General features: G+C 72.8%; 13 protein-coding genes. 7 read left to right on the top strand and 6 right to left on the bottom strand.

The window, feature by feature from the left end; translation table 11 throughout:
- Positions 1-45 precede the first annotated feature (45 nt).
- The 3 genes from ACIA6T_RS28450 to ACIA6T_RS28440 are packed head-to-tail and all read right to left on the bottom strand — an operon-like array spanning position 46 to position 3,976.
- Positions 46-1,605, bottom strand: a complete 1,560-nt coding sequence (locus tag ACIA6T_RS28450) for a class I adenylate-forming enzyme family protein (protein ID WP_399449338.1) — start codon at positions 1,603-1,605, stop codon at positions 46-48.
- Positions 1,602-2,627 carry an FkbO/Hyg5 family chorismatase gene (locus tag ACIA6T_RS28445; protein WP_399449337.1) on the bottom strand — a complete coding sequence of 342 codons (1,026 nt, stop codon included), beginning with the start codon at positions 2,625-2,627 and terminating at the stop codon, positions 1,602-1,604. Before ACIA6T_RS28445 ends, ACIA6T_RS28450 begins: the two co-directional genes overlap by 4 nt.
- 47 nt (positions 2,628-2,674) lie before the next feature.
- Entirely contained in the window at positions 2,675-3,976 is a 1,302-nt protein-coding gene (locus ACIA6T_RS28440; protein ID WP_399449336.1) for a cytochrome P450, read from the bottom strand.
- A 220-nt stretch (positions 3,977-4,196) separates the two neighbouring features.
- Here ACIA6T_RS28440 and ACIA6T_RS28435 point away from each other — a divergent pair, with 220 nt between their 5' ends.
- Positions 4,197-5,690 carry an MFS transporter gene (locus ACIA6T_RS28435; protein ID WP_399449335.1) on the top strand — a complete coding sequence of 498 codons (1,494 nt, stop codon included), beginning with the start codon at positions 4,197-4,199 and terminating at the stop codon, positions 5,688-5,690.
- Positions 5,691-5,796: 106 nt separating this feature from the next.
- On the opposite strand, the gene ACIA6T_RS28430 is transcribed toward ACIA6T_RS28435, so the two are convergent.
- Positions 5,797-6,084 (bottom strand): DUF4287 domain-containing protein, encoded by a 288-nt coding sequence (locus ACIA6T_RS28430; protein ID WP_399449334.1) that lies wholly within the window; start codon positions 6,082-6,084, stop codon positions 5,797-5,799.
- A 121-nt stretch (positions 6,085-6,205) separates the two neighbouring features.
- On the opposite strand from ACIA6T_RS28430, the gene ACIA6T_RS28425 reads away from it, so the two are divergent.
- The 3 genes from ACIA6T_RS28425 to ACIA6T_RS28415 all read left to right on the top strand — a co-directional run bounded on the left by ACIA6T_RS28425 (position 6,206) and on the right by ACIA6T_RS28415 (position 9,006).
- Positions 6,206-6,853, top strand: coding sequence for a winged helix-turn-helix transcriptional regulator (locus ACIA6T_RS28425; protein WP_399449333.1), 648 nt, complete (start codon positions 6,206-6,208; stop codon positions 6,851-6,853).
- Positions 6,854-7,159: 306 nt separating this feature from the next.
- The gene (locus tag ACIA6T_RS28420; protein WP_399449332.1) at positions 7,160-7,564 is read left to right on the top strand and encodes a GntR family transcriptional regulator; all 405 of its coding nucleotides are present in this window, start codon (positions 7,160-7,162) and stop codon (positions 7,562-7,564) included.
- On the top strand, positions 7,561-9,006 hold the full coding sequence (locus tag ACIA6T_RS28415) for an ATP-binding cassette domain-containing protein (RefSeq protein WP_399449331.1): 1,446 nt from the start codon (positions 7,561-7,563) through the stop codon (positions 9,004-9,006). Before ACIA6T_RS28420 ends, ACIA6T_RS28415 begins: the two co-directional genes overlap by 4 nt.
- A gap of 385 nt (positions 9,007-9,391) precedes the next feature.
- Here the strand turns inward: ACIA6T_RS28415 and ACIA6T_RS28410 are convergent, their stop codons facing one another.
- Positions 9,392-10,330 carry a DUF2690 domain-containing protein gene (locus ACIA6T_RS28410; protein ID WP_399449330.1) on the bottom strand — a complete coding sequence of 313 codons (939 nt, stop codon included), beginning with the start codon at positions 10,328-10,330 and terminating at the stop codon, positions 9,392-9,394.
- A gap of 205 nt (positions 10,331-10,535) precedes the next feature.
- Here ACIA6T_RS28410 and ACIA6T_RS28405 point away from each other — a divergent pair, with 205 nt between their 5' ends.
- The 3 genes from ACIA6T_RS28405 (at position 10,536) to ACIA6T_RS28395 (ending at position 14,204) form a co-directional block, all read left to right on the top strand.
- Entirely contained in the window at positions 10,536-12,260 is a 1,725-nt protein-coding gene (locus ACIA6T_RS28405) for a GH25 family lysozyme (RefSeq protein WP_399449329.1), read from the top strand.
- A gap of 106 nt (positions 12,261-12,366) precedes the next feature.
- On the top strand, positions 12,367-13,155 hold the full coding sequence (locus tag ACIA6T_RS28400; RefSeq protein WP_399449328.1) for a peptidoglycan-binding protein: 789 nt from the start codon (positions 12,367-12,369) through the stop codon (positions 13,153-13,155).
- Between the two features lie 128 nt (positions 13,156-13,283).
- A complete protein-coding gene (locus tag ACIA6T_RS28395) occupies positions 13,284-14,204 on the top strand; it encodes a peptidoglycan-binding protein (protein WP_399449327.1) in 921 nt (306 codons plus the stop codon).
- A 310-nt stretch (positions 14,205-14,514) separates the two neighbouring features.
- Here ACIA6T_RS28395 and ACIA6T_RS28390 read toward each other — a convergent pair whose 3' ends face one another.
- A complete protein-coding gene (locus ACIA6T_RS28390; RefSeq protein WP_399449326.1) occupies positions 14,515-15,342 on the bottom strand; it encodes a helix-turn-helix transcriptional regulator in 828 nt (275 codons plus the stop codon).
- Positions 15,343-15,406 lie beyond the last annotated feature (64 nt).

Raw genomic sequence — 15,406 nt, 5'->3', positions numbered from 1 at the left:
GCCGGACCCGACGAGGAACCGGCGGACAGGTCGGGGCAGCGGATGTCAGGGCCGGAACGAACCGCCGGCGGCCTGCGCGCGGACCGTGCGGCGCAGCAGCTTGCCGGTGTGATTACGGGGCAGCGACGTCACGAAGAAGACGTCCTCGGGGACCTTGTACCAGGTCAGCGACGTGCGGCAGGTGGCGAGCAGCTCCTGCCGCACCTCCTGCGCGGCAGCGGCGTCGACACCCGCCCGCAGGACCGTGAAGGCCCGCAGCACCGAGACCCCGTCGTCGCGCCGCACCGCGCACACCGCCGCCTCCTTCACGGCCGGGTGCTCCATGAGACGGTCCTCGATCTCGGTGGGGTGCACGTTGATGCCGCCGACGATCTCCACGTCGTCGAGACGCCCGTGCACCCGGACGAACCCGTCGGCGTCGACCGTCGCCGCGTCGCTGGTGGCGTACCACTCCTGTGGCGCCGTCCGCAGCGGGGTGTCGCTGCCCCGGGCGACGCCCGGACCGATGGTGGGCCCGGCCAGCTCCAGCCGGCCCTCGCCGCCGGCGGCCACCGGCTGTCCCTCCTCGTCGACGACGCGCAGCCGGTACGGCGCCAGCACCCTGCCGAGGGTGAACTCCCGGTAGGAGCCCGCCCCGTTGACCAGCAGGGCGTGCCCGATCTCGGTCGTGCCGTACACGTTGAGCAGGCGCTCGCCCATGATGCGGCGCAGCCGCCGCTCCAGGGCCTGGGGCAGCACCTCCCCGGCGACGACCGCCACGCGCAGCCGGCCGAGGACGTCTTCCGCGTCGGGGTGGGCGAGCATGTGCGCGAAGAAGGTGGGCTGGCTGTAGTAGACGCTCACGCCGTGCCGGGCGATGAGGGCGAGGCAGTCGGCCGGGCCCAGCCGCCGGCCGGTGAGCACGGTGGCGGCACCCCGCAGCAGCGGGAAGAACAGCGAATTGCCCAGCCCGTACGCGAAGTTCATCCGCGGCACCGAGTAGCAGACGTCGTCCTCGGTCACCCCGATCGCCTCGCCGGCCGCACGGTCGAGGACCTCCGCGTCCGCGTGCGTGTGGAAGCAGAGCCTGGGGCCGCCGGTCGTGCCCGACGTGAACGCGGCGAACGCCGGCGTGTGCGGCGCGCGGTCGGCGTACGGCGGCACCGCACCGCCGTCGTCCCGCGACAACGACCGGGCGGTCAGCACCGGCGCGGTGAACAGCCCCTCGAACTCCGGCGGGGCCACCACGGCCGCCGGCTCGGCGATGCGCGCGGCCCGCGCCATCTCGTCCGGGTGGAACATCGAGTTGACGGGGATCGCCACCGCGCCGATGCGCACGGCGCCCAGGAACGCCCGTACGAAGTCGATGCCGTCGGGCAGCGCGACGAGGATCCGGGAACCGGGGCCGAGACCGCGCGCCGCGAACACCGCGGCGGCCCGGCCCGCCCCCTCGTACACCGAGCGGAAGGAGTGCTCGCCGTCCTCGTCGATGTAGGCGGTGCGGTCCAGCCGGCCGTGCGCGCGTGCGGACTCCTCCAGCAGCTCGACCAGGTTGCCGCTGCGGGTCCCGGTGACGGAGACCGGCGCGACGGTGTCACCGGCGGGGCGGGACGGGGCGGTGGTCATCGGCAGATCCCCTCCATCTCGACGAGCAGGTCCGGCCGGCAGATACCGACGTTGAGGAAGACCACGTCCGCCGCGCCGGAGAACACCTCGGCGCACCGGGCCCGCACCGCCGGCAGGTGCTCCGCGTCACGGACGTAGACCTTGACGCTGTCCAGCTCCGTCAGCCCGTACCCGGCGTCGACGGCGTGCTGGCGCAGGTTCTCCCCGCTCACCAGCGCCTCGATGTTGGCCAGCGTGACGTCCAGCTGCCGCTCGATGTCGCCGGGGTGCACGGTGTCGTCCCCGAGGATGCTGGCCGTGCCCGACACGTAGAGGGCCCCCGTCCCGTACCCCTCGGACGCCAGGTGGGTGCCGCGCGCGAAACTCGGCGACAGGGCCCCGTACCGGTCGGGGTACCGGTGGGCCGGGGTCTGCCGCGGGTTCTCCAGATGGGTCGTGCGCCCGGGGCGGCAGGCCAGGAAGTACAGGTCGATGCCCGTCCCCAGGGAGCCGATGCCGGTCGCCGCGGGGACGCCCTCGAAGCGCCCGGACCACTCCTCGAAGGCCAGCGCCCGGCCGGCGCAGAAGTCCTGGTAGATCTCGGTGCCCTCGGCGTTGTCGCCGGTGATGTCGCCGACCAGGTTCCACATGCGGAACAGATCGGTGTACCCCTGCTGCCAGGCCATCCGGAACGCGGCGCCGTAGGCGGTGTGCACCGCGTCGCGGTACACACCGCTCTCCTCGACGCGCACCGCGCAGAAGAAGTGCTCGCCGTCCTCCGCGTAGACCAGGTTGTCCTGCAGCCCGGAGCGCACGGGACGGTCGGTGACCCAGGCCTCCGTGAACGGGACGGCGGGCGCGGCCATCATGTGCACGTCGAGCCGGGGGGACCCCCGGTACAGCGTCGGCCGCCCGCCGTGGTGCCCGTACACGATGCGGGCCAGGACGTGCCGGCCGGCCAGGACGTCCCGGTCCTCGCCGGCGGGTGTGTCGAACACGCAGTCCAGCGTCAGGGTGCGCGAAGCGGTGTGAAGGACTGTCACGAGTTTGCTCCCATGGGTGAGCGCTGCGAAGCGAAGCGGCGGGTGCGTCACGCGGGCGGCCACGGCAGACCGCGGTCGCCGAAGCCGTCGGAATCGACCCACAGCGCCCGCAGGCCGCGCAGGGTGACGTTCGGTCGGTAGGACGGGGTCCCGGTGGCGAAGCGGGCACCGGTGACCCGCTGGGCGAACCGGGTGAGGACCGTCTCGGCGATCAGCCGGGCCACCGGTTCACCCGGACACGCGTGCGGCCCCAGCCCGAAGGCGGCGTGCGGCGCCCCGGCCTCGTCCGGGGAGAACACCTCGGGGCTGTCCCACACCCGCGGATCCCGGTGGGCCGCGGCCAGCAGGAGCAGCAGGGTGGTCCCGGCGGGCACCCGCGTGCCGCAGACGTCGAGATCGGCGACGGCATGACGGTGGAGCAGCTGGACCGGCGGATCCAGGCGCAGGACCTCCTGGACCACCTGGCCCGCGTACCGGGCGTCCCGCCGCACCGCCTCCCGCACGTGCGGGGCCCGCAGCAGCGCCAGGACGCCGCCCGAGACCAGGTCGACGCTCGTCTCGTGCCCCGCGACGAGCAGGGCCCGGCACGCGGCGGCGAGCCGCGCCGCCGAGGACGGCCCGTCCGCGTCCTCCGGCACCGACAGCGGATCCTCGCCGCCCCGCGCGCCGCGCGAGCGCACCAGTTCGCCGAGGTAGGCGTCCAGTTCCTCCTCCGCCCGCCGGCGGGCCTCGCCCCCCGGCGGGGCCGTGCCGGTCAGCAGCGGATGCGGGTCCAGCGCGGGGGAGAGCAGCAGGGCCTGCCGGTGCAGCCAGGACGCGTCCTCCTGCGGCAGGTCCAGCAGACGGCAGAGCACGGCCGCGGGCAGCGGATACGCCAGGTCCGTGACCACTTCGAGCCGCCCCCGCGCCGCCACCCCGTCGAGGAGGTCGTCGACGAGGGCGCGCACGAAGGGGACGAGGGCGCGCAGCCGCTCCGGCGTGAGCACCCGCGCCACCAGCCGGCGCAGCCACACGTGCTCCGCCGAGCCCGCCACGGCGACGGCCAGCCCCTCCGGCCGACCGTCCCGCCCGGCGGGACACGCGTCGGCCCGCCGGGCGACGGCCTCCGGCGTCCGCAGCACGGCCGAGCAGTGCTCGTACGAGGAAAGGACGACGGTCGACCCGTCCCACCACAAGGGCCCGGCCTCACGTATCCGGTCGAACACCGGATACGGATCGGAACGCACGGAGCCGTCCAGAACGCGCAGCAACAGCGCGCGGGCTTCTTCCCGCCGGTCCTTCTCGCCCCGGTCCTTCTCGCCTTGGTCCTTCTCCCCGAAAAGCAGGGACGCCGAGCGATGGCTTTCCACGGCACAGCCTTCCTGAAAGGGGACGCTGCCACCGGAAGGATGTTCGTGCCCGTACGACGCTGTCCATGCGGAGTTGTGCAAGCCGCCGCGAACAACGGCCGCCGCGGAGACTTCGCCAAGTCCGCTTGTGGGCGCGGCAACCGGTGGATGAGATGAACCGCCGATCCGTACCGCTCCTCGAATCGGCGGTCATGACCGGCCGCGTTGGGAGAAGATTCTCGTGAAACCGGGCCGTACGGTTATCGCCCCCCGCACGGACGGCCGCGCACCGTCCCCGGCCGGCGCCCCCGCCCCGCCCGCGGAGGCGGACGAGGCACCGCTGAACCCCCGTCGGTGGCAGGCGCTCGCCGTCCTGGCCATCGGCCCCTTCCTCTCCCTGTTCGACCAGTTCTGCGTCAACCTCGCGGCGCCCTCGATCAACCGGTCGTTCACGCTGTCGCCCTTCGAGTTCCAGGCCGTCGTCGGCGGATACGGCCTGGTCTACGGGCTGGGCCTGATCACCGGCGGACGGCTGGGCGACCTCTTCGGCCGCCGCCGCATGTACCGCCTCGGACTCGTCCTGTTCACCGTGACCTCGCTGGCGTGCGCGCTGGCCTGGTCACCGGCGGTCCTGATCGCCGCACGCCTCGCCCAGGGCGCCTCCGCGGCCGTGCTCCAGCCCCAGGTGCTGGCCCTCGTCCGGGTCCAGTTCCCGCCCGCCGAACGGGCCAGGGCCCTGTCCTGGTACGGCGTCTCCATGAGCCTGGGCATGGTCGGCGGGCAGATACTCGGCGGCGCGATTCCCTCCTGGGATCTCCTGGGCCTGGGCTGGCGTCCCGTCTTCCTCGTCGCGGTACCCCTGTGCGTATTCGCCCACATCGCCATTGCCCGGACCGCGCCGGACGACCGCGCCCCGCGCACCGGACAGGGAATCGACGGTATCGGCATCGCCCTGAGCGCCACCGGTTCCGCCCTGCTCCTCCTGCCGCTCGCGGCCCTGCGGGAATGGGATTTCCTGCCCACCGGGCCGCTCCTCCTCCTCGCCGCCGCTCTGCTCCTCGCCTTCTTCGTCGGACACCAGACGCGGCGCGGCAGGGAGAACCGCGCCGTGCTGCTCCCCGTCCGGTTCTTCCACAGCCGGACATTCGGCCTGGGCGTCCTGCTGAATTTCCTGCTGTACATGTCGAGCGTGCCGTTCGCCGTCATGCTCGGCCTCTACCTCCAGGACGAATCGCACCTCGGTCCGGCCGCAGCCGGCCTCGTCTTCACCCCGGCGGCCGTCGCCATCGCCGTGGGATCACGCGTCAGCCCCGCCCTGCACAAGCGCTACGGCATCCGGGTGCTCGTCGTCGCCGCCGCCCTGACCGCGGCCGGCCTCGCCGGAGCGCTCGCGACCGTCGGCCTGGGCACACCGGACGCCGCGATCCTGCCGCTGATGGCAGGCTTCGCGGTCTACGGGCTCGGCAACGGAATGATCGTCCCCCTGCTCACCGGCATCGTGCTCGCCCAGGTGCCGCCCCAGGACGCCGGCGCCGGCTCGGGCGTGCTCAGCACCGCCCAGCAGCTGGGTGCCGCCGCCGGGATCGCCGTGGTGGGCGCCTTCCTCTACCCGGCGACGGGCACGACGCTGCGCTACGCCGACGCCATGTGGGCCGGGACCGCCCTGGCGGTCCTCGGCGTCGTCTGCGCGGCCCTGCTGGTGGCCGCCGCCCGGCGCGGGCCGGTGGCCGGCTGAAGGGAGCCCCGGACGTGGGAAGACCGCCGCTCCCGGTGGAGCGGCGGTCTTCCCACGGACCTCCGGAGCACGGACACCGACCTGCCGGAAGGGCCCCGCGCCCGTCTCAGGGACGGTTCGCCTTGCCGTCGAGCCAGAGCGTGTCCGACTCGTCCTGGTGGGTCCCGCCCGAGCCGACGTGCTTGTCGGAGATCTTCGCGCCGTTCTTGATGACGTGCACGAGCGCCATCCCGTGCCCGCGGCCCAGGTCGTAGTCCTGCTTGAGCCACTCCAGGATGACGCCGGCCTTGGTGTCCGCGCTGTCGTAGCCGCGCTCCTGCGCGAGCACGATGAACTGCCGGGGCGTCAGGCCCGTCTTGTCCTCGATCTTGTCCAGATACGCCTGGAAGGACATGCCCTCTCCCACTCCCTCTGCCGATGCCGACCGTTCCGGTGCAGTCAATCAAGCAGACTGAAGTCTGCTTGTAAAATGCAAGCTCTGTTCGCAATATGGTGCGGGAACTAGAATGTGAACCATGACGGTGAAGGAGTACGGCCAGTTCTGCGGCCTCGCCCGCGCGATGGAGGTCGTCGGCGAGCGCTGGACCCTGCTGATCGTCCGGGACCTCCTGCTCGGCCCCAAGCGCTACACCGACCTGCGCAACGGCCTGCCGAACATCCCCACCAACATCCTCGCGACCCGCCTCAAGCAGCTCGAGGCCCACGGCGTCGCCGTCCGCCGCGCCCTGCCCCACCCCGACCGCGGTGTCGTCTACGAACTCACCGAGCACGGCCACGCACTCCAGCCGGCCGTGACCGCCCTCGGCCGCTGGGGCGCCCGCACCATGACCGGGCCCCGCCCCGGCGAGATCACCACCGCCGAAAGCCGCGCCCTGTCCTTCCACACGGCCTTCCGCCCCGAAGCCGCCGCCGGAGAGACCCTCGGCTACGAGGTGCGCACGGCCGACGCGACCTTCGCCCTGACCGTCGACGGAGACCGCCTCACCGTCGCCCACGGCCCCCACCCCGCCCCCGACCTGGTCATCGAGACCCGCTCCGGCCACTCCGTCCTCGACCTCATGCGCGCCACCCTGACCCCCACCGAGGCACTCGCGACCCGGAGCATCGCCCTCAAGGGCCCGGAGACCCTCCTGACCCGCTTCACGGAGATCTTCCGCCTCTGACGGCGGGGAAGCCTCCCGGCTCTCGGCCGATGGCTTCCCACGGCACCGCCCGTCCCGGTACCCCGCCCGTCACCCGGCCGGAAGGGTGCCGCCCGTCCCGGACCCGAAGAAGCCCCGAGGTCCGCGGTTCTCGCGCGGCGGCGGAAGCCCGGCAGCCACGCACCCGTACCGGCCTCCGTCCCTCCTGGCACCGCGGGGACGCGTGCGGCGCCAGGCGTCCGCCCGGCCGCGGGGCGGCCGGCGCCCGCGGTGCGCGCCTTGCCGAACGGTCGACGTAGGGGCCTATAGTGCTAGGCGACTAGGTAAATGGAGGAACCGGTGATTGAGTTCCACCTGAACAGCCGGTCCGGCCTGCCCCCGTACCAGCAATTGGTCCAGCAGGTTCGGCACGCACTGCGCCTGGGCCTGCTGCACGAGGGGGACCGGCTGCCGACCGTCAAGGACGTGGCGAAGCAGATGGCGGTCAACCCGAACACGGTGCTCAAGGCGTACCGGGAGCTGGAGCACGACGGCCTGGTGGCCGCCCGTCCCGGCGTCGGGACGTTCGTGACCCGGACGCTGGCCGACGGCACGCTCGCCGCGCACGGACCGCTCCGCAAGGACCTGCAGCGCTGGCTGACCAAGGCCCGGCTGGCCGGGCTCGACGAGGAGAGCATCGAGGCGCTGTTCCTGAACACGTTCCGCAACGCCGCCGGAGAGGACGTGGCGTGAGCACCGTCTTGCGAGCCCAGGGCCTGGGCAAGAGGTACAAGCGCCGCTGGGCGCTGCGGAACTGCGATCTGGAGGTCCCGGCCGGCCGGGTGGTCGGCCTGGTCGGCCCCAACGGCGCCGGCAAGTCGCCCCTGTTGAACCTGGCCTCCGGGATGCTGACCCCGACGGTCGGCACCATCGAGGTGTGCGGCGGCCGTCCTGCCGCGGGTGCGGAACAGCTGGCCAAGGTCGGCTTCGTCGCCCAGGACACCCCGACCTACGCGGCGCTGAGCGTCGCCGACCACCTCGGCCTGGGCCGGCGCCTCAACCCGGACTGGGACGACGCCGTGGCGCGCGACCGGATCCGCCGCCTCGGCCTGGACCCCACTGGCCTACATGACCCGGCCCGCCGATGCGGTACGCGACACCCGGCCCGCACTGGAGGTACTCCGATGATCTGGCTGACCTGGCGTCAGTTCCGTGTCCAGGCCGCCGTCGTGTTCGCCGCGGTGGCCGCCTTCGCCGCCGCCCTCGTGGTCTCCGGCCCGCACCTGGCCGACCTCCACCGGACGGCCGGCAGCAGCCTGGTGGACCAGGTCTCCGGTGCGGACCAGACCCTCTACTACACCGGACTGCTGGCCGTGCTCGCCGTGCCGGCGGTCATCGGGATGTTCTGGGGCGCGCCGCTGATCGCCCGGGAGCTGGAGACCGGCACCCACCACCTCGCGTGGAACCAGGGCGTCACCCGCACCCGCTGGCTGGCGACCAAGCTGGGCCTCGGTGCGACGGCCTCCATGACCGCCGCCGGACTGACCAGCCTCGCGGTGAGCTGGTGGAGCAGCCCCATCGACCGGGCCGTCGACGGCGGTGGCGCGACGGACACGTACTTCCCGCGGCTCGACCCCGTGGCCTTCGCCGCACGGGGTGTCGTCCCCATGGCCCACGCCGCCTTCGCCTTCGTCCTGGGCGTCGCCCTCGGCCTGGTCATCCGCCGCACCCTGCCCGCGATGGCCACCACGTTCGCCCTCTACACCGCCGTCCAGATCGCCGTGCCGATGTGGATCCGCGGCCACCTGGCCGCCGCGGACCGGACCACCGCGCCGATCGAGCCCGACGGCGCCCCCATCAGCATCCAGGACGGCGCCGGGCAGATCATCGCGCACCTCGAAGAAGTGCCCGGGTCCTGGGTCACCTCCCAGCAGACGCTGAACGCCGCCGGACATCCGGCCCCCGTGCCGTCCTCCTTCGCCGACTGCCTGCGCACCGAGTCGGGCCCGCCGCCCCCGCAGCAGGTCGAAGGCTGCGTCGCCGACCTCGGCGCCCTGGGCTACAAGCAGCAGGTGACGTACCAGCCCGCCGGGAACTTCTGGGCCCTCCAACGGGCCGAGACCGGGCTCTACCTCGGCCTCGCCCTGGCCCTGACCGGGTTCTGCGCCTGGTGGATCCGCCGCCGCGTCACCTGACGGACACCAGTACCACTACGGGAGCACCGGGGGGGGGGGGGGGGGGGGGGGGGGGGGGGCCCGGCCCGGCGGCGGGGGGGGGGGGCGCCCCCCCCCCCCCCCCCCCCCCCCCCCCCCCCCCCGCCCCCCCCCCCCCCCCCCCCCCCGCGCGGGGCGCCCCCCCCCCCCCCCCCCCCCCCCCCCCGCGTCGGCAGGCTGCTCTCACCATTACGGCCGTTGACACTCAGAGCGGCGGCCCCTCACGTGCGGAGCATTCGCCCGTTCGCCGGAAACCAGGCTATGAGCTGCGGATTCACGAGTGCACGAACCAAGACTCGGGCGAGGACACAGCAAGGGCCACAGGGGCACAAGCGCCCATGACCGGCGCGGCGCGGGCTGACGGCCCTCAGTGGCCCGTTGCGGCGGGGGCAGGGGCCACGGCGCCCCGCTGGGTGGCGCAGACGGTGCCGCGGTCCTGGACGATGGCGCAGGCTTTGGCGTCCTCAGGAGCGTCGACGGCGAGCATGAGGGTGTGGGCGTCACGTCCGTATTGCTGGCGGTATTCCTCGGAGTGACCGTCCTGGTGGGTGACGGTGACCCGGTCACCGGCAGATGTCTTGCTCATCTTGGCCCATACGGCCCCACAGGCCGGGCTGTGGCGGAGCTCGATCGTCACCCCGTACCTCTGGCCGCTGTAGGCGGTGAGGGCATCGTCGGCACAGCGGGTGTGGGCGGCGTCCAGCGAGGCGCAGGATTCGCCGTGGCAGCTGATGGTAGGCGAAGGCCGGGCAGGCCCCGGTGCGGACGTCGCGGCGGGGGGCGCGGCGTGTCCACCGGACGCGTCGTCGGCGTTCGCGTTGAGCATCCACACCGTAATGCCCGCCCCTACGGCGAGTACTCCGGCGGCGCTCAGCAGAAGTGATCCAAGGGGGGTGAAACGGCGGCTGGCCGAAGGCGGCAGGACGACAGGCGGTGATTCCGCCCGCGCCTCCGTCTCCCGTGCGGACTCCTGCGCCGCCCGGGCTGCCTCCCACAGGGCAAGGAGCCGGTGACGCCCCACGACTTCGGGGGCGGCCCCGGCGAAGCTGACCAGAGCGTCCCGACGCGGCAGCCGGGTCTGGGTGCACCAGCGGTTCCAGGTGCTGGAGGAGGCGTTTGTCCTGCGGCCCATCACGTTGTAGGACCAGCTGAGTTCGTCCATGCACCGGCGGACCGCCGCGATCAGCTCGACGAGCTCCGCCGACGGCTCAGCGGGGTCGCTGTCCCGGGTCTCGTTCGCCGTCTCGTCGCCGACTCCGTCCTGAGCCGGCCCGTCATGTCCCGCAGGTGTCCCGAACCGTCCCACGATGCCCCCATCGCATCATAAATCCGCTGGTCAGGGACTTGTATGTCCCAATATGACCCACCGTTGGAAGAACTCTAGCGCTGGGACGACGGGATGGTCATCTTTCTCACTCGAGCCGCACGAACCGCTGCGACTCCGCCTCGCCCGCCACCGCGTACACCGCCCTTCGGGCCGGCGTGCGGGCGGGCCGAAGAGAGGAAGAGACGTGAACTGGACGACCAGGAAGAGGAAGACCGCCGGCTGGACGGGCGCGGTGCTCGCGAGCGGAGGGATGGTCTTCGCGGGTTTGACCGTGCTCCCCGCCGACGCCGCCTCGCCCTCCTCATACGTGGTCAAGGGCGTCGACACCAGCCACCACAACCACAGCGGCGGCAGCCCCATCGACTGGAACCGGGTCCGCTCGTCCGGCCAGGGCTTCGCCTTCGTCAAGGCGACCGAGGGCGCCGACTGGCAGGACCCGTGGTTCACCCGTGACCTGCGCGGCGCACGGCAGGCGGGGCTGCCCCACGGCCCGTACCACTTCTATGGCCGCACGCCCGGAGCCGACCAGGCCCGTAACTTCGTCGCCACCGTGAAGGCGGCCGGCTACACGGGCAAGGCGGCCGGCGAACTGCCCCCCGTCCTCGACCTCGAGCAGCACAAGCGCAGGTGCCCCGCGAACTTCAGCGCCGCCGGCGTCCGTGCCTTCCTCAACACCGTCAGCTCCCAGCTGGGCGTGAAGCCGATCGTCTACACCACGAAGTCGTTCGTCGACGCCTGCATGGGAGGCGACGGCTCGGTGTTCGCCGGACACGTGATGTGGCAACCCCGGTACAAGAGCGGCTCCAACGAGCCCGCGCCGGTGCCGGGCGCGGGGCAGGACTGGAAGATCTGGCAGTACACGGAGACCGGGAGCGTGCCGGGCATCCCGTCCGCCGGTCACGTCGACCTGAACGTCTTCCGCGGATCGCTCGCCGAACTGCGCCGACTCGCGCACCTGGGCGGAGGCGGAGGCAGGGACACCACCTCGCCGGCCCCTCGACCGCCGGCCGCTCAGGCACCGGTCACCGGAGCGCCGGTGCTGAGCGCGCGGAGCCGCGGCACCGACGTCGTCACCGCACAGCAGCTCCTGAACGCTGCGGGGGCGCGCCTGGATGCCGACGGCGTCTACGGCCCCGATACGGCGGCGGCGGCGAAGTCCTTCCAGACCGCCCGGGGCCTCGAGGCCGACGGGGTGACCGGCCCGAAGACCTGGGGAGCTCTGATCGTCACCCTCGAGGAAGGCGCCAAGGGTTCGGCGGTGACGGCCCTCCAGTACCAGCTCGACGCCTCCGGTGCCCGCCTGCGTACCGACGGCGTCTTCGGACCGGGCACCGCAGCCGCCGTCAGGTCCTTCCAGAAGGCGAAGGGCCTGCAGCCCGACGGCGTCGCCGGTCCTCGGACGTGGAGCGCTCTGCTCACCGACCGCAGCGGCGGTGGTTCCGACGCCCCGCCCGCCGCGGGTGACGCCGTCACCCTGGCCAAGCAGCTCCTGAAGACCTCGGGCATCACGTTCGCCCGGGTGCACTCCGAGACCCGGCACAGCGGTTCCACCGCCTACGCCAACATCGTCGACATGGCCGCCGGCAAGGGCGCGCTCACCAGCCCGCAGAGCCACGTCGGTGCCAAGCGGGTCCAGCTCGACGCCCGCATGCTCCGCGGCCTTCTGAGCCTGCGCAACTCCCACGGGTTCCGCATGAACGTCACCGAGTTCGTGGGCGGCGTCCACAGCAGCACCTCCCGCCACTACCGCGGCCTCAGTTTCGACGTCAACGAGATCAACGGCATCCACGTCGGCAGCGGCGCGCCGCACCGCGCCTTCATGACGGCCTGCCGCCGGCTCGGCGCGACGGAGGTCCTCGGCCCTGGCCACAAGGGCCACAGCACCCACGTCCACTGCGCCTGGAAGTGACCGGTCCCCGGTACTGACCGGCGAATCCCGCAGGAGCGGGTGGGGCGCCACGGGAAACAGCGCCCCACCCCGCCCCTCACGGCACCTCACCTCACGGAGAAACCTGATGACCGGCAACCCTCCCTCGACCGCACGACGGTCCGGCCCGAAACGGCGGCTGGCCGACTGGCTCCGCAGCCGCCCCATGGTGCTGGCCATCTTCGTCGTCGCCGCTCTGACCATGGCCGCCTCCGCCTACCAGAACGCCCAAGGCCGCGCCGACAGCCCTCCGCCCCCGGCGGCCGCACCGCCCGCCGACGAATGCCCGACACCCGACACGTGCGTAGAGGAGGCGGCGGACGGCCTCGGGGACCCGGAGCCCGTCAAGGACGCCCCGGCACACACGCCGCCCGCCCTCTCGCCGGACGTACCCCGGGCTCCCGGCACGTCCGGTGAACCGACCCCGTTCGAGGCGGGGAACGCACAGACCCCGAGCACCGGCCCCCGCACCTGGCCGCTCGTCAAGTCCGGCGAGCGCGGTGAGACCGTCGCCGCGATCCAGTTCCTCCTGACCGCCCACGGCTACCGCACCGCACCCGACGCGGTCTACGGCCCGGCGACCACCAGCCAGGTCACCGTCTACCAGCGCGACCGTTCCCTCGCCGACGACGGCATCACCGGCCCGGACACCTGGCACGCCTTGATCGTCACCGTCCGAGCCGGCGACCGCGGGCCGGCCGTGACAGCCGCCCAGCGCCTGCTCACCGCCCACGGCCACCCTGTGCCGGTGAACGGAGCCTTCGACGAGGCGACCGTCCAGGCGGTCACCGCCTTCCAGACCGTCCGCGCCCTCGCACCCGACGGCGTTGTCGGCCCGGACACCTGGTCCGCGCTGGTGACCCCCGAGCAGCCGTGAGTGGCAGGCCTCGCCCACGCCGCCGGCCACGCGACCGACATCCGCCACTTCACACGCCCGCACTCCGGGGCGAACCGTGCCCGGCACGCCGCCCCGCCCGCCAACACGACACGGAAGGACCGCACATCATGAACCGCAACCGCGCCCCCCGTTCCCTCTGGGCCGCCGTCACCACCGCCCTCACCGTCGCCGCGCTCGCCGCGATCGGCACGACGCAGGCCCTCCACACCGCCAGCGCCGACGACGACCCGGCCGGTGCCGCAGTCCGCCAGGAAACCCCGGCCCACCCCGCCACGAACACCCAGGAGCGGCCCACCCCGCACAGCGGCAGCCGCGGCCAGGCCGTCGTCGAACTCCAGCAGCGCCTCACCGCACACGGCCACGCCCTGACCCCCGACGGCACCTTCGGCCCGCGCACGCAAGCCGCCGTCACCGTGTTCCAGACACACCACGGCCTGCCCGCCGACGGCATCGTCGGCCCCCGGACCTGGAAAGCCCTCCTCGCCGGTCCCCCGTCTGTGAAGCGCACCGCCCCGCGTCCCGCGACGTACACCCTGAAGTTCACCAAGAACTGGAACGACCCGCAGAACTCCAGGTTGGCTCTCCTCCGGGACGGCAAGGTAGTCGTCAGTTACCGCGCGGGCTCCGGCAAGGACTTCAGCAGGAACGAGTGCACCAGCAGCACGGGATGGCTCCCCAGCGGGACCTACCGGATCGAGGGACACACGACCAGTCGCGGCGCCGATGCCATGCCGTGGAACGAGCCCGCGGTGCAGGGCTACGTCATCGGGCTCGCCGACAAGGTCTGCAAGCCCGTGTCCGGCCAGAAGGCGGTCAACCGCACCGACCTGTTCATCCACAGCGAGATGGAGGCCGACGGCACACAGGGCTTCAGCGTCTTCGAGGAGGACAGCCTTCGGCGTTGGGAGGGTGACGGTGACTACAAGTCCTCCGGTTGCATCAAGCTCCACCCGGACCACGTCAAGGACCTGTTCCGCCGGCTCGACCGGGCCGGCTGGCCGAAGGACCTGACTCTGCAGGTCAACTGAGCGCACCTGATCCGTACAGTTCAGGGGCCTGGCGGCACGCTGCCAGGCCCCACCGCGGCGACCGCTCCCGACCCTCGGGCCGCGGACGGCAAGGCCGTACGTTCCCACCGCGGAGAAAGCATGAACCTGCGCGGGTACAGCACGCCGATCGGGCCGCGCCGGCGTGGCGCGGCACCGGCACACGGCTGCTCCGGCCCTGCTCGAAACAGGCGCGCAAAGCTCCGGACCGGGCAGTTCTCCGTCCCGAAGCCACGGTTCCACCCGCGCGGCCCGACCCCGGCGGACGCGGTGGCCTCCGTGGTGGCAGCGGTCAGAGGCTCTTCAGCGCAGCGGCGCTGGGGCTGCGGGCTTCTGCCGTGTACATCACCAAGGAGAAACCCGAGCCGGGCAGGCCGAGGGTGTGCCGGTCGACCTCCAACTCGCCCAGTGCGGGGTGACGCAGGTTCTTTCGCACGCTGGGCACGGGGCGCACAGCGTGATCGCGCCAGCTGCTCGCGAAATCCGGATCGTGGGTCGCGAACTCGTTGATCAGCTCCGCGAGCACGCTGTCCGTGGGATACCGGACGCTGGCCGCGCGCAGTTGAGCGGCCACCTGCTGGGAGAAATCGGACTCCGAACCGGGCGCGCCGGTGCAGAGGGTGCCACGGAGTCTCGTCGAGATGCGCGTGAGGTTGCGCTCGTCGGGCGTGAGACGGGAGAAGTCCGTGATCAGAGCCGCGGCCGCCGCGTTCCAGGCGACGATGTCCTGCCGGTCGTTGACGACGTAGGCGGGGATGCCGTCAAGTCTGCCGAGCAGTCGTCGGGCGTCCTCGGGTACGTGCTCCGGCGCGCCGTCGTTCTCCGCCGGCAGCACTTGTCCGGCCACGCGGGCCAGATGGTCACGCTCTGCTTCGGTGAGCTGGAGAGCCGTCGCCAGCGCGGACAGCACCTGCGGTGAGGGCCGAGGCGCCCGTGCCCGTTCCAGCCGTTCGTAGTAGCTCACCGACACCTGTGCCAGGGCGGCCACCTCTTCGCGGCGCAGTCCGGGTGTGCGACGGGCACGCCGGCCCGGCGGAAGCGTCGCTTCGGCCGGCACGTCTTCCGGCCGCAGGCCCTCGCGGCGACGGCGGAGAAAGTCTGCGAGTTCCTGGCTGCTCACTCTTCCATGCTGGCACAGGAGGGACAGCCGAGCCTCGCACTGTCGGTCCGGGGCTCAGCTGTCC

Source organism: Streptomyces sp. NPDC051740 (assembly GCF_044453165.1).
In the GTDB taxonomy this organism is placed as follows: Bacteria; Actinomycetota; Actinomycetes; order Streptomycetales; family Streptomycetaceae; genus Streptomyces; species Streptomyces atrovirens.
This window is presented reverse-complemented; position numbering and strand designations above follow the sequence as displayed.